The 17,640-nt window shown below is 61.2% G+C and carries 12 protein-coding genes; 5 read left to right on the top strand and 7 right to left on the bottom strand.

What is annotated here, in order from left to right; translation table 11 throughout:
• The first annotated feature begins 1 nt into the window (after position 1).
• Both V3587_RS11120 and recD read left to right on the top strand, forming a co-directional pair.
• Complete coding sequence (locus tag V3587_RS11120) at positions 2-3,319, top strand: UvrD-helicase domain-containing protein (RefSeq protein WP_283376557.1); 3,318 nt, start codon at positions 2-4, stop codon at positions 3,317-3,319.
• Entirely contained in the window at positions 3,316-5,184 is a 1,869-nt protein-coding gene (recD, locus tag V3587_RS11115; protein ID WP_283376558.1) for an exodeoxyribonuclease V subunit alpha, read from the top strand. Before V3587_RS11120 ends, recD begins: the two co-directional genes overlap by 4 nt.
• A gap of 26 nt (positions 5,185-5,210) precedes the next feature.
• Here recD and V3587_RS11110 read toward each other — a convergent pair whose 3' ends face one another.
• Positions 5,211-5,579 (bottom strand): cupin domain-containing protein, encoded by a 369-nt coding sequence (locus V3587_RS11110; RefSeq protein WP_166810716.1) that lies wholly within the window; start codon positions 5,577-5,579, stop codon positions 5,211-5,213.
• A gap of 245 nt (positions 5,580-5,824) precedes the next feature.
• Positions 5,825-6,388: a TetR/AcrR family transcriptional regulator gene (locus V3587_RS11105; RefSeq protein WP_166810715.1), complete on the bottom strand. Its 564-nt coding sequence runs from the start codon at positions 6,386-6,388 to the stop codon at positions 5,825-5,827.
• 99 nt (positions 6,389-6,487) lie between these two features.
• On the opposite strand from V3587_RS11105, the gene V3587_RS11100 reads away from it, so the two are divergent.
• Both V3587_RS11100 and V3587_RS11095 read left to right on the top strand, forming a co-directional pair.
• A complete protein-coding gene (locus tag V3587_RS11100) occupies positions 6,488-7,714 on the top strand; it encodes a metal-dependent hydrolase family protein (RefSeq protein WP_283376559.1) in 1,227 nt (408 codons plus the stop codon).
• Complete coding sequence (locus tag V3587_RS11095; RefSeq protein ID WP_283376560.1) at positions 7,711-8,583, top strand: alpha/beta hydrolase; 873 nt, start codon at positions 7,711-7,713, stop codon at positions 8,581-8,583. Before V3587_RS11100 ends, V3587_RS11095 begins: the two co-directional genes overlap by 4 nt.
• 165 nt (positions 8,584-8,748) lie before the next feature.
• On the opposite strand, the gene V3587_RS11090 is transcribed toward V3587_RS11095, so the two are convergent.
• Together V3587_RS11090 and V3587_RS11085 are read right to left on the bottom strand one after the other, a co-directional pair.
• Positions 8,749-10,059 (bottom strand): NAD(P)/FAD-dependent oxidoreductase, encoded by a 1,311-nt coding sequence (locus tag V3587_RS11090; protein ID WP_283376561.1) that lies wholly within the window; start codon positions 10,057-10,059, stop codon positions 8,749-8,751.
• Between the two features lie 258 nt (positions 10,060-10,317).
• On the bottom strand, positions 10,318-11,652 hold the full coding sequence (locus V3587_RS11085; protein ID WP_235171304.1) for an MFS transporter: 1,335 nt from the start codon (positions 11,650-11,652) through the stop codon (positions 10,318-10,320).
• 105 nt (positions 11,653-11,757) lie between these two features.
• Between V3587_RS11085 and V3587_RS11080 the strand changes: the two genes are divergently transcribed.
• Positions 11,758-13,290, top strand: a complete 1,533-nt coding sequence (locus V3587_RS11080; protein ID WP_283376562.1) for a PucR family transcriptional regulator — start codon at positions 11,758-11,760, stop codon at positions 13,288-13,290.
• A gap of 642 nt (positions 13,291-13,932) precedes the next feature.
• Here V3587_RS11080 and V3587_RS11075 read toward each other — a convergent pair.
• The 3 genes from V3587_RS11075 to V3587_RS11065 form a co-directional block, all read right to left on the bottom strand.
• On the bottom strand, positions 13,933-15,351 hold the full coding sequence (locus tag V3587_RS11075) for an outer membrane protein assembly factor BamB family protein (protein ID WP_283376563.1): 1,419 nt from the start codon (positions 15,349-15,351) through the stop codon (positions 13,933-13,935).
• A gap of 216 nt (positions 15,352-15,567) precedes the next feature.
• Complete coding sequence (locus tag V3587_RS11070; RefSeq protein ID WP_003945451.1) at positions 15,568-16,869, bottom strand: TrpB-like pyridoxal phosphate-dependent enzyme; 1,302 nt, start codon at positions 16,867-16,869, stop codon at positions 15,568-15,570.
• 228 nt (positions 16,870-17,097) lie between these two features.
• The gene (locus V3587_RS11065) at positions 17,098-17,556 is read right to left on the bottom strand and encodes a PaaI family thioesterase (RefSeq protein ID WP_003945940.1); all 459 of its coding nucleotides are present in this window, start codon (positions 17,554-17,556) and stop codon (positions 17,098-17,100) included.
• Positions 17,557-17,640: the final 84 nt, after the last annotated feature.

Here is a 17,640-nt window from a genome sequence, read left to right as displayed (position 1 = left end):
CGTGGACTTCGATCTCTTGGGGCCACTGCCTACCGGCACTACGGTGTTGGAAGCGAGCGCCGGAACCGGCAAGACCTACGCGATCGTCGGACTCGCGACTCGTTGTGTTGCCGAAGGTCTCGCCGACATATCGCAAGTTCTGCTGGTGACATTCAGTAGGGCCGCCACTCAGGAACTTCGTGAGCGTGCAAGAGAACGGTTCGCCGGAGTGTCTGCAGCACTGGTTGATCCGGAGACTGCGAGGCGGTCGGACGATGATCTGGTGGCGTACCTCGCAACGGCGGACGACGAGGAGATCGGTGTGCGGCGTCGTCGACTCCTGCGCGCTCTCGCGGAGTTCGACGCCGGTACCATCACGACCACCCACAGTTTCTGCCAGCGGATGCTCGACGGCCTCGGTATCGCCGGGGAACGTGAGCCGGACACGACTTTCGTGGAATCGGTCGACGACCTGATCAGTGAAGTCGTTTCGGATTTGTACCTCAGCCGCTACAGCCGAACGGACTCGTCTCCACCGTTCTCCACGAAGGACGCGCTGGCTATTGCCCGAAGCGCAGTCGGCGATGGTCAGGCAATTCTCGAACCCGACGGCGAGGAGGAGACCGCGCCCGGTCAGCGAGTCCTCTTCGCGGATGCTGCTCGTCTCGAGGTCGAGCGACGTAAGCGAACCAAAGGAATTCGCGACTTCAACGATCTCCTGACGCTGTTGCACGGCGTATTGACCGATCCGGAATACGGTCCCGTCGCGTGCCGTCGGGTGCGCGAAAAGTTCGAAGTCGTGCTCATCGACGAGTTCCAGGACACCGATCCACTGCAGTGGGACATCCTGAGGTTGGCCTTCCACGGTCACACCACACTTGTCCTGGTCGGTGATCCCAAGCAAGCTATCTATGCGTTCCGCGGGGCAGAAGTTCTGAGCTATCTCGATGCGGTCGATCAGGCTGATGCGCACCAGGAGTTGACCACCAATTGGCGTAGCGATCCAGGGTTGTTGGCGGCACTCGAACACCTCTACGGCGGTGCCGCACTCGGCAACGAAGGCATCGTCGCGCATCCAGTGGAGGCTTCGCACAAGAAGTCTCGGTTGTTCGGCCCGGTGCCGATGCGTGTACGCCATCTGCCGCGAACCGGAGCCGGACCGCTCAATCGTTCAGGATTTCCGGCTGTAGGCAGACTTCGCAGTCGCGTCGCGGACGACGTCGCAGCAGACGTGGTCGGGCTCCTGGGCAGCGATGCCCGCTTGGCCGTCGACGGTGATCCTCGCCCGGTCGAGCCGGGGGACGTCGCGGTGTTGGTGCGCACCCACAAGCAGGTGGCGATGATCCGTGATGCCCTCGATGCCGTAGGTGTACCTTCCGTATTGACCGGCGGGTCCAGTGTTTTCGCAACACCCAGTGCGACGCAGTGGCTGTGGCTGCTGCAGGCGATCGAACAGCCGCACCGGTCGGATCGCGTCCGGTTGACCGCGCTCTCGCCGATTTTCGGACGCACCTCCGAAGAACTGGACGCCGACGGAGACAACGTCGTGGCGGAACTGGCGGGTCAATTGCGCTCGTACTCCGGGTTGTTCGCACGCGTCGGGTTCGCGGCCGTGTTCGAAAGGATCTCCGCCGAAACGAATCTGGAGAAGCGTGTACTCGCGGCTCCGTCCGGCGAACGAGATTTCACCGATCTGCGGCACGTCGCACAACTCCTCGGTCGCGTCGCCACCGAGGAAGCGTTCGGGTTGAGCGCACTGGTTCGCTGGCTTTCCGACCGGATCAAGGATCCGACGTCCGGGAGTGCGACCGACAGAAGCCGTCGCCTCGACAGTGACGCTGCCGCAGTGCAAATCGCAACCGTGCACGCCACCAAAGGGCTGGAGTTCCCGATCGTCTACGTCCCGTTCAGTTGGGAGAGCGTGGGCGGCTTCAACTCGCCGACGCAGCTGTTGCACGATCCGGAGGGGCGCCGCATCCTCGACGTCGGTGGGCAGGAAGGTCCGGGGTACAACGCCAGGAAGACTGTTGCGGAAGCCGAGGAAGCAGGCGAAGAACTACGACTGCTGTACGTGGCGCTGACCCGAGCACAGTGCCAACTCGTGCTCTGGTGGGCACCCAGCTACGGGACCTCCCGCTCGCCACTGCACCGGTTGATGCTCGGACGTACGCCCGGCATCGCCGAACCTGCTCGGGTAGTGAAGGTGCTCGACGACGGTACGACCGCAGCACGACTCGCGACGTGGCCGGCAGCAGCATCCGACGTGATCTCGGTGGAACCGGTAGGTCCACATCCACCGTCGCTCGTCCTGTGGTCCGGTGCGGCCGCGGAAGCGACCGAACTGGCCGCGGCGCGTTTCGATCGAGACCTGGACACTCTGTGGCGTCGTACGTCGTACTCGGCACTGACCGCCGGAGCGCACCACGCGGTCACGAGCACCGACAGTGAGGTAGAGGATCCCGAAAAGGACGACGAGCCGGAGGATTCCGTAGACATCGGGACTGTCACCCCTTCGCCCCTGGAGGCGCTGGCTTCACCGATGAACGGCCTTCCGGCGGGCGCCGCATTCGGCACGCTGGTGCACGAGGTGCTCGAGGTGGTGGACACGGCTGCCTCAGACCTGAGAGCGGAACTCGGTATGCGCTGCGCGGAGGCGGTCTCGGTTCGGGCGGCCGAGGTCGACTCCGAAGCACTCGCGGATGCGTTGTTACTGGTGATGCAGACTCCACTAGGATTCGGAACCTTGGCCACGATCGCGCCGAACGATCGCCTTCCCGAACTCGATTTCGAACTCCCACTGGCCGGTGGCGACGATCCGGTGTCGATGAGTGTCACACTTCGCGGAGTGTCGGAACTGTTGAGGCGCCACCTTCCCTCCGACGACATCCTTGCGTCCTACGCCGACCATCTCGACCGCGTCGAGACGTCACCGATGCGAGGGTTCCTGACGGGCAGTATCGACGCCGTCCTCCGGATCCCGGGCCCGTCGTTCGTGATCGTCGACTACAAGACCAACCGGCTCGGCCGCGGCGATCTGACGGCTGCCAACTACACGCGTGAACTCATGGCGACGGAGATGATGCGCTCGCACTATCCCTTGCAGGCGTTGCTGTATTCGGTTGCGCTGCATCGGTATCTGCGGTGGCGACTGCCCGACTACGATCCGCATCGCCATCTCGGAGGAGCGCAGTATCAATTCGTGCGTGGGATGCTCGGCCCGGACAGTCCGCCGGAATGTGGTGTATTCGAATGGAAACCGCCTGCTCAGCTGACGCTTGAACTATCGGATCTGCTGGCCGGTCTCGATGCGTCCAACACGGCAGGGGAGAAGGCCCGATGACCGAGGCGCAATTGGCGCAGCGCGCCAAAGGGATCGTGCGAATCTTCAACGAAGCTGGGGTTCTGCTTGCCGCGGACATCCATGTCGCGACGCGGGTGTGCAGCCTGGGCGGTGAAACTTCCGAGAAAGTGATGCTGGCCGCGGCGTTGGCAGTTCGGGCTGTGCGATCAGGTTCGGTGTGCCTCGATCTCCGACGGATGCGTGATGTGAGCGTCGACAACGCGACGGAAGACGAACTTGCGTCGTTGCCGTGGCCCGAACCGTCGGAGATCGTTGCCGCCCTTCGGCTGAGCCCTCTGGTGATCGGCGGCAACGCCGGACCTCTCAGACCGCTCCGGCTGGTCGACACCGACGACGGTGAGCTTCTCTACCTCGATCGGTACTTTCTGCAGGAGCAGACGATTCGGCGAGTGCTCGACGAGCGTGCGTCCACGTGGCCGCCCGCCGACCTGAAAGCGGTCCGAACGCGCCTGGATTCGTTGTTCGTCGACGAGCACGGGCCGACCTCCGCCCCTGATCGTCAACGAATAGCCGCTGCTCTCGCCGCGACACAGTGGACGACGGTCATCGCCGGTGGGCCCGGAACCGGCAAAACCCATACGGTCGCACGTATTCTCGCTCTCCTGTCGGAGGAACTGGGTTCGAATGCTCGCATCGGGTTGGCAGCGCCGACGGGCAAGGCCGCAGCACGTCTGCAAGAGTCCGTACGTGAGCAGACCGCGAGCCTTGGCCTTCCCGAGGAACTCGCGGCCATGACCTTGCACCGGCTACTCGGTTGGCAGCGGGGGAGTTCGAGTCGTTTCAAATACAATGCGACCAACAGACTTCCCTACGACGTGGTCGTCGTCGACGAGACGTCGATGGTCTCCCTCACCTTGATGGCGCGCCTGCTCGAAGCCGTTCGCCCCGATGCCCGGCTACTGCTCGTCGGCGATCCCGATCAGTTGACCTCCGTCGACGCCGGCGCTGTTCTTGCTGATCTTGTCGCCCGCCCGGTAGAAGTCAGTGGAAATCCGGCGCTGTCACAGTTGGTGGGTGACGATCTCGCGGCAACCGGGGCCGAAGAGGCACTGAGTGTGGACGAGCAGGATCGTCTGCGGGGCGGGATCATTCAACTCTCACGCGGGCGCCGCTTCGACGGAACCATCGCGTCGTTGGCCAGGGCAGTTCGAGCGGGAGATTCCGCTGAGGTTCTGCGTATCCTGCGCAGCGGTGATCCCGCCGTCTCCTTCCATTCTCCCGAGGACGTCGACGCATTGCGCGCCGACATCGTTGCGAGTTCAGAGGTGGTGACGGCGTCGGCGGAAGTGGGTGATGCGTTCGGCGCGCTGAAAGGCTTGGAATCGCACCGCCTTCTGTGCGCCCACCGTGACGGACCGTACGGTGTCGGGAGGTGGGCGCAGCAGGCGATGGAGTGGGTCGGCACGGCATCAGGGCAATTCCTGGACCCGGCGAGGTGGTATCCGGGCCAACCCCTGTTGGTGACGGCCAACGACTACGAGGCCAAGATCTACAACGGGGACGCCGGTGTGATCGTGCAGCGTGAGGATGGCGTTCCCATTGCCGCGTTCCAGCGGGGGAGTGATGCGTTTCTGATCCACCCGAGCCAACTCTCGTCGGTGCAGACCGTCTACGCGATGACGATTCACCGGAGCCAGGGCAGCCAGTACGACACGGTATCGGTGATGCTGCCGGCCGAGGCGTCGTCACTGCTGACTCGGGAGTTGTTGTACACGGCGATCACTCGCGCCAGAAACCATGTGAGAGTAATCGGCACCGAGGATTCCGTGCGGGCGGGAGTGCAGCGTCAAGTCCTCAGGGCAAGTGGGCTGCGTCGTGAGATCCGACCGTACGACGGGCCGTGAACGTCGGATGTTGCGGTTTCCCTTGGTCATACGTTGTATACGACGAACACCTTGCGTACGGTCTCGGTGACCGTCCACATACCCTTCCATCCGATTGGGAAGATTGCACTCGTACCGGCAACGAGATGTACGGGATCGCCGTCGTCCTCCTCCACGGTCATGGCGCCGGAGACGATGGTGATGATCTCGCCGCGGGTGAGGAACTCCCACCGCGACTTTCCTGGTTCGCTCTCCCAGACTCCGGATTGAATGCGCCCGTCGTCGCTGGTGAACTCGACGTCAGCGCGCGTGATGATGTCTCCGCTGAGTGGTTCGGCGCTGGGTTGGCCAAGCAGTGCTTGTTGAAAGATCCCGTTTGCGCTGTCCAACTCTGCGGCGCGGAAGGTAATGGTCACAATCTGATCCTGACTTTCGTATCTCGCGTGAATCATCGGACTTGTCGATGATGTCGTGTGTCTACTGCGCCGAGATAGGTTCACTTGTCGCATCTTTCGGCAGTTCGCTCGTACAGATGTCGAAAGGGCGATCGGCCACCACTCAACCGGGGATCAGAGACCCGGCTCGCGCCGAAACATGAGCGAGCCCATGGCAAACGGCCCCGCGTCGGTGATTTCGAACGAGGGTGATCGGTTGTGGGGCCTCAGGTAATGGTCGTGGTCAACGAGGTGATGAAGCGCTCGGCTGCAGCGTCGACCTCGGCATCAGGGGTGAGCAACCTCTGCAGCAACAGTCCTCGCAGACATGCGGTTGCAATGACGCTCTGCTGCTGTGCATCCACCACGGTGAATCCGTCGCGAAGGGCTGCTGCTTCGAGGAGGTGGGCCAATTCGTCGAGGTCGGCGGCGAAATCTTGAAATGCGTTGTGCTCGTAGACCGCAAGTCCGGCCAGGTGAAAAAAGGTGCGGCTTCGGTCTTCGTGCTCGGCGTTCGAGTAAAAGCTCCAGATCGCCCTGCACAGGGCCGCGAATCCGAGATCTTTGCCCATCGCGGCGATGACGAGGTTGTCACGGCGGCGCGCTTCCGACAGCACGGCGCTGAGGAGACCCGGTCGTGATCCGAAGTGATAAGTCAGCAGCGTGTGGTGCACTCCGAGTCGCTCCGCTACTTGGCGCATCGACAGCTTCGGACTTGGGCCGGTTTCACCGAACTCGTCGAACAGTGCCTGTAACAGTCGCTCTCGACCCTCCCCAACCGGCGATCTCACGTTACCTCCATTGACGGGTTCACCACTGTTGAGTACGGTACCGCATATTGAATTCACCAGTGTTTAGGAAAGAGGTTTTCTCATGCTCGGGAGGTCCCTTTGACTGACTTATGGTTTGCCGGCGGCAAGGTCGCGGATGGATCGGGCACCGACCCGGTCGAAGTCGACGTGTGCGTGAGCGACGGCATTGTCACCGCGATCGGACAGGCGCCGTCGGGTGCGAGGACAGTCGACCTCGACGGCATGCTTCTGACTCCGGGGCTCATCGATGCCCATGTCCACCTGGGCCTTTCGAGCCCGATACGACGGCAATTCGGGTTTGAGCTCTCGGCGGCCGAACTCGCTGCGGACATCTTCGGCGCTGCCGGCCAGGCCCTCGACGCAGGCTTCACCACGGTGCGAGACGTCGGTGGCATCGACGGCGGAGTCGTCGACGTCATCGCCGGCGGCAAGGTTCGTGGTCCGCGTGTCCTCTCGTGTGGTCCGGTGCAGTGCCAGACCGGTGGGCACGGCTACTACGGGGCTTCGTGGGAACCGACTGAGCTGTGGAACATGCACCACCTCCCCGGGCTCTGCGCCTTGTCTTTGATGTCCGGCAACGCCGACGAGCTACGACGCAACGTGCGCGAGTCGTTCCGCCGAGGCGCAACATTCCTGAAACTGTGCGTCACCGGCGGTGTCGTCGGAGGCCACGACCGCCTCACCGACACACAGTTCACCGTCGAGGAAATCTCCGTGGCAGTGGAAGAGGCAGCGTCGCGCGGCACCTACGTCACGGTGCACGCGCACAACAATGCGGGCATTCGCAACGCAGTGCGGGCGGGAGTCCGGTGCGTGGAACACGGCACCGACATCGACGCGGAGACCGCCCAGCTGATGCGCGAGCACGACGTGGCTCTGGTCCCCACCTTCGCCGTGGTGGAGCAGTTGACGGACACCGCGAGCATGGACCTGGACCCTGCAATACGAGACCGCGCCGCCGGAGTACGTCAGCGCATGGCCTCGGCACTCGAGGTCTCTCGCGCAGCAGGCCTGAGGATCGGCCTGGGCTCGGACCTCATCGGGCCGCACCAGCAGCGCCGAGGCGAGGAGTTGCGCTTGCGCGCCGAGTTGGAGTCGCCGATGCACGCACTCGTGTCGGCCACCAGCGTCAACGCCGACATCCTCGGTATCGGCGAGACCGTCGGGACTATCCGCGTCGGAATGCAGGCGGACATGGTCGCCTGGCGACGAGATCCGCTCTGCGACGCCAAGGTGTTCGCCGATCCGGACATGGCTGTACTCGTCGTGAAATCCGGCCAGGTAGTGAAGGGAGAGGTTCGATGAGCGCAATGCTGCACGGATGTTTTGCAGACACGGAGTATTTCGAAATAACGGCGAAATCGGGGCACCGCTACGGCGTCTGGGTGACCACACCACCCGGCTACGCGGACTCCACGGATCCCTTACCGCTGATCTACGTGATGGACGGCAACTGGGCTGTGGGTCTGACCGCCCCACTCATCGTCACGCAGGAAGACCCGTATCTGACAATCGCACCGTACATTCAGGTCAGCGTCGGTTATGCCGGTGAGGAAGCCGCCAACTGGGCACGGCTACGCAACCGCGATCTCGTGCCGCCGGGGGAACCGGTAGGCGCCGAGATGGTGGCTACTCTTGCCGCGGCTCGCGACTCCGGTGCAATGACCCAGGAATACGTAGACGCCTATCTCGAGGAGCTCGCAGACACCCATGCGGACGTCTTCCTCGCCTTCCTGACCAACGAACTCCACCCTCACCTGTGCTCGTCGAAGCTGCGCGTCAGCGAGTCCGGGCACGGCCTTTTCGGTTACTCCTACGGAGGTCTTTTCGCGCTCTACTCATGGCTACGTGACGCGACTCCATTCGCGACCTTCGGTGCGGGTAGCCCCGGAGTTGTGAACGCCGACAGCCAGATCCACACAATGGTCGAGACCCTGCCAACGCGTGGCGTGGGCTCAGTTGTGCCGCAATTGCACGTCACGCTGAACGAAGCCGAACTGACGGGGCCCATTCCGATCTACCGCGGACTGGCACGAAACGTTCTCGCTGTCGTGGAGGAGCTGCACGGCAAGGGGTGGTCGCAGGATGTTTCGACCGCGTTGTTGCACGAGACGCACGTCACCGGGCTGCAGGCATCGTTCCTGAGCTACTTGAAGAAATGCCATGCACGGTAGCTGCTCGTCCCGGAGACGATGTCCACGCTGACACGTTCGATCGTCGATTTTCCGTCGATTCCGTGGAAGAAGAAGTCGACTGTGGGTGTCCACCACGTGGTGGACACCCACAGCCGTGTCTATTCAGTTGTCGCGGCTATCGATTCTCCAAACCGGACAACACTTCTAACCCATGACTGTCCCGGTCGACTCGGCATTGGGTGCCCGAAGCCGGGAGAATGCGCCGAGGTTGATTTCGAGCCCGGTGTGCATTCCGATGTAGGTCACGGGATCAGCGTCGTGATCGTGTCCGGCTTCCACCTGGTCGATGATCCTCGACATGAGACGTCCAGCGATGGGTGCATTCTTGAATTGGTTTCCGCTGGTGCCCATGGCGACGTAGAACCCTCGTCTGTCTGTCTTGTCGTAGATCGGGGTCCAGTCAGATGCTGCGTCGTACACGCCGGCAATACCTTTCGGCTGTGACGGGACTTCCAAGCTGGGGAAACGTCTGGCGGCGCGGAAGACTTGCGCTTCGAACCGGGCAACAGTGCGATTCGGGTTCGCGGTATCAGGATCGTCGATCCACTCGAGCGGATCGCATTCCGGTTCGGTTCCGCCGACAAGGAAGCCGTTTCCGGGTTCGGCTCGCATGTAGGTTCCGAGATCCAAATCGGCGATCATCGGGCCGAGGATCTCGCCGTCGTTGTACCCAGTGGGTGCGGTGACGTGATGGACTTCCTGACGCAAGGGCCGAACCGAAACCTTGAAGTCGGACCCGACATTCGACAGCTTGTTGAATGCTCCCGACCAGGGGCCGGCAGCGTTGACGACAATCTTGGATTTCACAATTTCCCCGTCGTCGAGCCCTAGCTGCCAGCTGTCGTCAGCCAACTGCTCGACTGCCACTACACGCGTGTTGTAAGTGAAAACCGCACCATGCGAACGAGCTGCCGCAGCAAGATTCGCGGCGGCCAGTTGCGGGTCGTCGACAAACCCCGCCTGAGGTGTGTACAACGCACCGAGCGTGGTTGTCGTATCTGCGAAGAACGACTCCGAGTCGACGGGCTTCGGCGGATAGTATTTGCCGGAGTCGATCCCGGGAATCTTTTCGACGAGTGTCGTTGCATCCCAGAGCTGGTAGTCGATTCCGATCTTTTCGAATAGTCCAATCGTGCGCGCGTGAGGTGCGACGTCGACATCGAGCAGCGCCATCCCGCATTGCCGAAACTTCGCAAGCGCACCGTCGACTCTCGCGTTGAGATGCGCGTTCCAGTTCTGCCAGCAATGCAGCGACTCCCAAGCCGCAGCCATACCGTCGAATGTGGAGTAGTTGAACCGGATAACCGCACTGGATGCACTGGTCGAGCCGTAGCCCGGACCACCAGACTTGTCGATGACCAGGACTTCGTAGCCTCTAGCGGCCAATTCGTAGGCGATGGAGCTGCCGATTACTCCAGCTCCGACCACAACTGCGTCGGTCTTGTTGGTAGGCACTTTCGGCCCCTCCTTCTTGTGACTGCGCCAGATCGAAAGCGCATCTCTTCGACTGGCGAGCTTGGGTTCTTGGTAAGCCTGACGACTTCGACCTCCTCCGGAGAGCCGTACCCCAACTTCTCGGAATGGGCTCTGCCTTGCTTGATTTCGCACCTGGAGGCCCAGAAGATCGTCATCCTCAACTTTCGCTCGGCGGCCGTCGGAACGCTATCGACAGCTGCGCAAAGAATCGCACCCATGGCGCGCCCATTGTCAGAATTACTTCGTCGCACTGCCCTGCGTGGCTGACCAGTCTTTCGTTTCCGGAATCCCTCGCCACAGAATGGGAAGTGCGATCAAAGCGATGGCGGTTGCGTAGAAGGCCGGGGACAGATTGCTTCCTGTGGCATTGACCAACGACGCGCACACCAGAGGCGCAGTTCCTGCAAAGAGTGCATACGCGACGTTATAAGGGATTGCCGTGCCGGTGAATCTCGCGTGCGTCGGCATCATTTCGAGAATTACCAGCAAAGCGGAAGCAAGTAGGGAGAGCGCGACGACCAGAGCGGCCAGGGCAACGGCAATCGCGAAAGCATTCCCGGTGCCGATGAGCAGGTAGCTGGGTACCGATACGAAAACTGACATCACCATGCCGATTCTGACGAGAGGTCTCCGGCCGATTCGGTCGACTGTGGCGCCGAAGAAGATGAACAGCGGGACTGCGAGAACCAAAGCGCCGGTTGTCATCAGCAGGGCTACCGTGCTCGGAACATCGGCAGAAATAACCAGGAATGTCGGCATGTAACCGAGCAGCATATGAGTAACGACACCGAGCGAGGCGAAGTACACGAAGGACGTGAGCAGAGTCCGCCAGTGATTGCGGAACAGATCTGCGAGTGGGCGAGTGGGAAGGGAATCGTTTTCTTGCATTTCCTTGAACGCCGGAGTCTCCTCGACGGCAAGCCTCATGAACAGACCCACCATGGCGACAACGCCTCCGATGATGAACGGCCAGCGCCATCCTCCGTCGGCGAAGTGCTCAGCGCCGACCAAGCTGAATGACAAGACTGTGACCGTGGCCAAGATGCTGCCGACGAATGACGAAGAGCTGATTATCCCTGCGTACAAGCCTCGGCGGTGGGACGGCGCATGCTCGACGACGAAGGTTGCCGCTCCGGTGTATTCGCCACCGGCCGAGAATCCTTGAACCAAGCGACAGAGCAGCAGCAACAGCGGTGCGGCGACACCGATCGAAGCATATGTCGGTAGAAGGCCGATAGCCGCTGTCGAGCAGCCCATGAGCGTAATTGCCAGGGACAGTGACCTCCGTCGGCCGAGGCGGTCACCCAGTCTTCCGAAGAATATGCCGCCGGCAGGTCTGGCCAAGAATGCGACTCCGTAAAGAGCGAAGGTGGCAAGCAGTGCGCCACTGCCGAACTCCGGAGGGAAGAACACTGTCGCGAGAACTGCGGCAGTGAAACCGTAGATTGTGAAATCGAACCATTCGACGATGTTGCCTGTCGCGCCGGCAATCAGGGCTCTACGGCGCGCCGATCGACGTCCAGGTGAAGTCTCGATTTGATGCTCTACAGGAGCATTTGCTGTGCCGGTCATGATGATTCCTCTCGGGATATGCTGAATGGCAACGGTTTTGCGACGTCAAGGTGGTCGATGTCGTTCGGGGGGCATGCGAAATCGAAGAGGCCGACCGGACCCACGTTGATCTGGCGAACCGGAGGTTGCGATCGATTCCGGATCAGGGACGACGTTTTCTCGCGCGAGAGCGCGTCGGCTGGCTTCGGTCCTCAATGCAAATCGCACGGCTGCAACGAATCTCGCCGCTGTCGTGCAACCAGTCGGTGCTGGGTATGCCTGGTCGCTGGCCGAACGAACACGTTCCGGTTCTCATGTGCTTCGGCATGTAGCGAGCTTATGGCGCGAAAGTTAGTTGCATCACTGTCATTTGTTCAAATTGCCGCGGACGAATTTGGTCATATGTTGCAAAGCGGAGAGTTTGACTCGTACAGTTCGACCATGGCTGGAGAACTACAGCATCTGGTGGATGCTACCGGGCGTCGACTGGACCGTTCCGTTGCAATCGATGACGCCCAGATCCGTCTACTCGCGTACAACTCGCACGACAGCGCCGTCGATTCAGTCCGAATGAATTCGGTTCTACAGCGGAATGTTTCACGCGAGATTGTGGACTTCATCTACGCGAGTGGAGGCCGCAAGGCCCTCGATCTCTTCACTGTTCCCGTCAACGAAGAACTAGGGCTGACCCTTGGCCGGGTCGGGATGCCGATCCGATACCGCAATGCGCTGCTGGGCTTCGTCTGGCTGTTGATTTCAGAGGGCGAAGTTGACGAGGATCAGGCCGAGGTCTTGAGGCACACGGCTGATGCGGCGGCGATGATCCTTCATCGCGAACAGTTGCTGGACGAGTTGTCCCGAAGTCGGGAGCGGGAACTCACTCGAGACGTGCTGTCGGGCGAGCGGTCGCTGCGTGAGGACGCGGCAAGCAGATTGGCTGATGAGGGCTTGATGGTTGCGGGTCCAGCAGTCGCGGTGACGATGTTGCTCCGCCCCGTGGACCGGTCGACATTGACCGAAAGAGATCGTCTGAGTGTTGCCGTCGGCGTCGATCAGCTTCGGCGGAGGCTCCCGCGGAACAGTGCAATCCAACTCGACCGCCCCGACCACAGTCTGTTGATCGTATCGGTGGCCGAACGCTCGACTCAAACCCATCTGGACTCGCTGATCGTGGCAGCCCGGGAACGAGTCTTGTCTGAAAGTGGGCGCCAGAACATCGAATGTTGGGTTGGTATCGGTGAACCGCGAACCTCGGTTGCAGACGTGCGCGAATCCTACGAAGAGTCCAGACGTTCTGCAGACGTAGCCCAGGTTGTCAAGGTGCTCGGAAATGTTGTGCGTTATCGGGATCTCGGCGTCTACGGACTTCTGGCCGAACTGTCGGAGGATCGACTCGAGAACAGTATTCACTCAGGTTTGCAGTCCTTGCTCTGCCATGAGGACTCAAAAAGCGAGGCTCTTCTCGCGACGCTGGAGAGCTTTTTGGACAATGCCGGTGACGTAAAGCGAACGTCCGAGGCGCTCTGTGTGCATCGAGGGAGCCTGTACTATCGTTTGCGGCGAATTCAGGAGATTACACGCGCAGACTTGGCAAACGGCGACGACCGGTTGGCATTGCATTTGAGTCTGAAAGTCGCGCGGTTGTTAGATCTCCGATGATCCCAACCAAGAAGAGGGGGCTGCGGAAGAATTCAGCGGCTCAACGTAGTTCGCGGCTTTCGATCGTCAAGCGGGATGGTTCTGGGGTGGGAAAGGAAGCGCGTCGTACATCGGCCGGGGTGGGCCAACTTGACCTGCTGAGACGTTCATACGTGTGATCGGGCATCTTCTGTCTTCCTGTCGGCAGATGCGGCGGAGTGCAACTTTTTCGGGCATTGAAAGTGCAGAATCGTCCAGATGGGTATCGAGCTGCGTGAAGAACGCGCGTTTGTGCAAACCGAAATGACGACGAATTTGGTCTGAGCTCGGTCCCCCGGTACGTAGATGGTTACGCGCAAACTGGACTATTTGTTGCTGACTGCAAACAGAGGAATTCGCGTCCATTCCCGTTGGCTCCCTTTACGGTTGGATTGGATCAGATACGTGAGTCGGTGCGATTTTTGCGCACCTCTTCACTGCAGGTCTGGTCTGATCTTTCCGAAATTGGAGGCGTGGAGATATGTGTAGTTGTTCGAGATCGTTCTTCCGAAATTGAACAAATGCGGAAGACTGGATTGTGGCCATTGATGGCTGCTCGTCGATCCGCTTACTTGTTGCTGAGCTGGCTCGTCAGTACGACACGGTATCGGCGATGTTGCCGGCCTATCGCCAAATGGTGAAATGGTTTTGCCAGGAGAACGACACGTTTTTGCCGGCATTCGAGACGACGACTCCGCGCGGATCGACCTCTGGGGGAAGGGGAACCGACCACATCATCTTTCCGTCGCGGGCCCTGATCGAATGCATTCCGGTGTAGTCGCTGAAGACGAAGTGGTCGCCATCGGTTGCCCCGCTGCGAACCCAGTACGCGTCTTGCCAGGGTGTCTGCCACAACTGTCGACCACTCTCGATGTCGAGACCGGAGATTGTGCGGGTCTCGGGAGACGTGACGAGGATTGTTTTTCCTACCACTGCGGCGATGGCGCTTCCCGTCCCGGCCATCGCGGTGTTGACGATTTGTGAACTGCGCCAAAGTTCGTGACCGGAGTTCGGGTCGTAGGCGCCGTCGCCGAGAAACATCGGCAGGCCCGTCGAGGGCTTGCTCGGGTAGGACGACGATGAGTACGAGGGAATCGGTATCGCACGAATCGTGGATCCGTCGGAAGCCAAGAGGTTTTGGGTTCCTGCATATCCCGACCTGCCGCCGACACTGGTGAGGAACAATCCGTTCCCGGCCGGGGCAAGCGAATCGCCCTCGAATCGGAATCGTTCGGCGCCGGACTGCAGATCGTAGATTCGATAGCGGTACTGTGGGTCCCCGCCGTCGCCCTGTTCCATGGAAATGACAGTGTCGGTGTGAGGGACCGTGTAGACGGCTCCGAACTTCTCACTTGGTTCGAAGGTACGCACGAAGTTGGCCGTCAAATTGGTTGTGGTGCCGCTGGCAAGAATTCGTGTTCGAACGGTTCCGTCCGTCCTTTCGCCGGACGTGTACACGGTGTCTCCTGTGATGGTGGCGCCATTGAGATCGAAGTCGGTCCCGAGGTCGGACATCAGAGTTCCGGTCGCGGTATCGACAAAGATCATCCGTCGATCGCCCCAGCACGCGATGATCGTGGATTCGTTCTGCTGACTGCACTGGCCGATGACTCCGCCGATTCGCGTTTTCCACAGCGGATTTCCGTCGTCGGGATTCACCCCGACGAGTGTGACGGCACCGACTCCCTGACTCGACGAAGACTCGTCGGTCTTGGGAAGCGGATAAGCAGTCGCGGCCACCAGCACATCACCGACTTGGTACGTGTTGCCGTAGCCGTAGTAGCTATCGAGCGTGGAAGGCATCGACAGCAGCACGTCACCCGGGTTGTCCGTGAGCGCTCGGACATCGAGTTCCCAGGCTTGTTGCGGAGGATCGGAGAGGTCCACGTCGACAACGCCCTGTTCGACGATCGGGCCGCCTGTCTTCGGCGATGCAACCTCGTTCGAGTCTGAGAGTGCCGATACGACGATGAAAGCGATTGCCACGGTCAACGCGAGTCCGAGGGCGACCAGTTTCCAGTGTTCCTTCAACCGAAGCTGCATCGAAAGACCGTAACCGATCGAGCAAACTGAACGGTTCGTTTCGGAGGTGGCTGGCTGGATCCGTGCCTCGAGATCGAGCCACTGCCTGTCGCGTCAGGGCCGGGCAAGTTTCGATTTCTGACGGTTCGGTCGACGAATTGGGATCCGACCAGGGATCGTGATCGGTGTGACGAAGTGTGGTGGCCCCGTATACACGAGACCACCACACCGACCGTGTCAGACGTAAGGCGAGTACGCCGGCAGATCCAACTGACCGTTGCCGGACAGTCCGATCACGATCACCTCGGGTTCTGTGACGGCACGGGCGTGAGCGATGGCGCCGGCAACCGCGTGGGTTGATTCCGGAGCCGGGATGATTCCTTCGGCGCGGGCGAAAATCAGACCGGCCTGGAGTGCGTCGTCCTGATCGACGGCAATCGCGTCCATGAGGCCGAGGTTGACCGCATGCGAGACCATCGGCGACATGCCGTGGTAGCGGAGGCCACCGGCGTGGATGGCCGGGGGAACGAAGTCCTTGCCAAGAGTGTGCATCTTGAGCAGCGGCGTCAGACCGGCGACGTCACCGAAGTCGTAGCGGTACTCGCCCTGGGTGAGGGACGGGCATGCCGATGGCTCGCAGGCGACCAGGCGAGTCTTGGTGCCTTCGCGAAGGTTTCGTCCCAGGAAGGGGAAGGTGAGTCCCGCGAGGTTGGAACCGCCGCCGGCGCAACCGAACACGGTGTCAGGGACGGCGTCGCCGGCTTCTTCGAGCTGAACCATTGCTTCCTGACCGATCACGGTCTGGTGCAGCATGACGTGGTTCAACACGCTGCCGAGTGAGTAGTGCGTGTTCGGATCCTGCGCAGCGACCTCGACGGCCTCACTGATCGCCATACCAAGCGAGCCGGTGGTGTCGGGATGCGACTTCAACAGTGCGCGTCCGGCTTCCGTCAGGTCGGAAGGCGACGGGTGACAGATTCCGCCGTATGCCTCCATCTGGATGCGTCGGTACGGCTTCGAATCGAAGGAGGAGCGAACCTGCCACACCTCGACGTCGAGTCCGAGCAGCGCACCCGCGAACGACAGCGACGCACCCCACTGGCCCGCACCGGTTTCGGTGGTCAGCTTGGTGGTTCCTTCGATTGCGTTGTAGTACGCCTGCGCGACAGCAGTATTCGGCTTGTGTGAACCGACCGGGCTGACGCCTTCGTACTTGTAATAGATGCGAGCAGGTGTGCCCAGAGCACGCTCGAGTCGATGCGCACGGAACAGGGGAGAGGGCCTCCACATGCCGTAGATCTCGCGAACCGTCTCCGGGATCTCGATGTAGCGCTCGGTTGCGACTTCCTGCGCAATGAGGTTCATCGGGAACAGCGGCGCCAAGTCCTCGGGGCCGAGCGGCTCACGCGTGCCCGGATGTAGGTGCGGGGGAACAGGCTCGGGGAGGTCAGCCGCCAGGTTGTACCAGTGCGTCGGCACTTTCGACGGGATGGAGACGCCCAAAGGCTCGAGCGAACGGTTGAGTGGGGTGGTGGTCAACTAACTCTCCTTCGTGGATTCGGTACCTGATCTTGGCGGTCGTAGCGACAACGCGTACGGCATTTGCCGGATCGGGGATCCTGGAGAGGAGCCTGCTGGACCACCCGATATCGGTCCGGGCAGCACGCAGTTGCGGCTGACCGTCAGCGGTCGGGCCACCAGAGGTGCGCAGTGAGCAGGGTCACGACCCGATCGTACATCGACACTCGCACCCTGCTCACGTTGGGCTTAGCGAAAAATCATGCACGTCGTAGTTCCGTGCGCCACCAACTTGCCGTTCTTGTCCAGCACCTTGCCCTCTGCGGTCGCGGTACGCCCACCCACATGAATGACACTGCCGTGGGCTGTCAGTTCGTCACCGTCGAGAGGCACCGTGCGGATGTAGTTGAGCTTGAGTTCGAGGGTCGTGTATCCGACGCCCGCCGGAAGCATCGTGTGTACCGCGCAGCCCATGACCGAATCGAGCAGCGTTGCGCAAATGCCGCCGTGGACAGTGCCGAGGGGGTTGCTGAAATCGGCGCGCGGGGTCAGGGCGAAGCTCACGGATCCTTCGTTGACCTCGCGCATCTCCATGCCGAGGAGGCGTCCGATGCTGGGCCGGTCGTTGACCTGTGTCCCCATCCAGCGGAGAAGTTCGAGGCCTGTCATCTGCGCCGGGTCGACGGTCGCGGTTGTCTCGTCACTCATTGTTTCATCCCATCACTATGTAGGTCGTCATACATAACGTAGCGTATGAGTCGACAGGTGTACCGACGGCCGAAGGATCAGTGA

It is taken from the genome of Rhodococcus sp. IEGM 1306, from assembly GCF_036541985.1.
Classification (GTDB): Bacteria; Actinomycetota; Actinomycetes; order Mycobacteriales; family Mycobacteriaceae; genus Rhodococcus_F; species Rhodococcus_F qingshengii.
The sequence above is the reverse complement of the archived record's forward strand: the minus strand, read 5'-3'. Positions and strand labels throughout refer to the sequence as shown.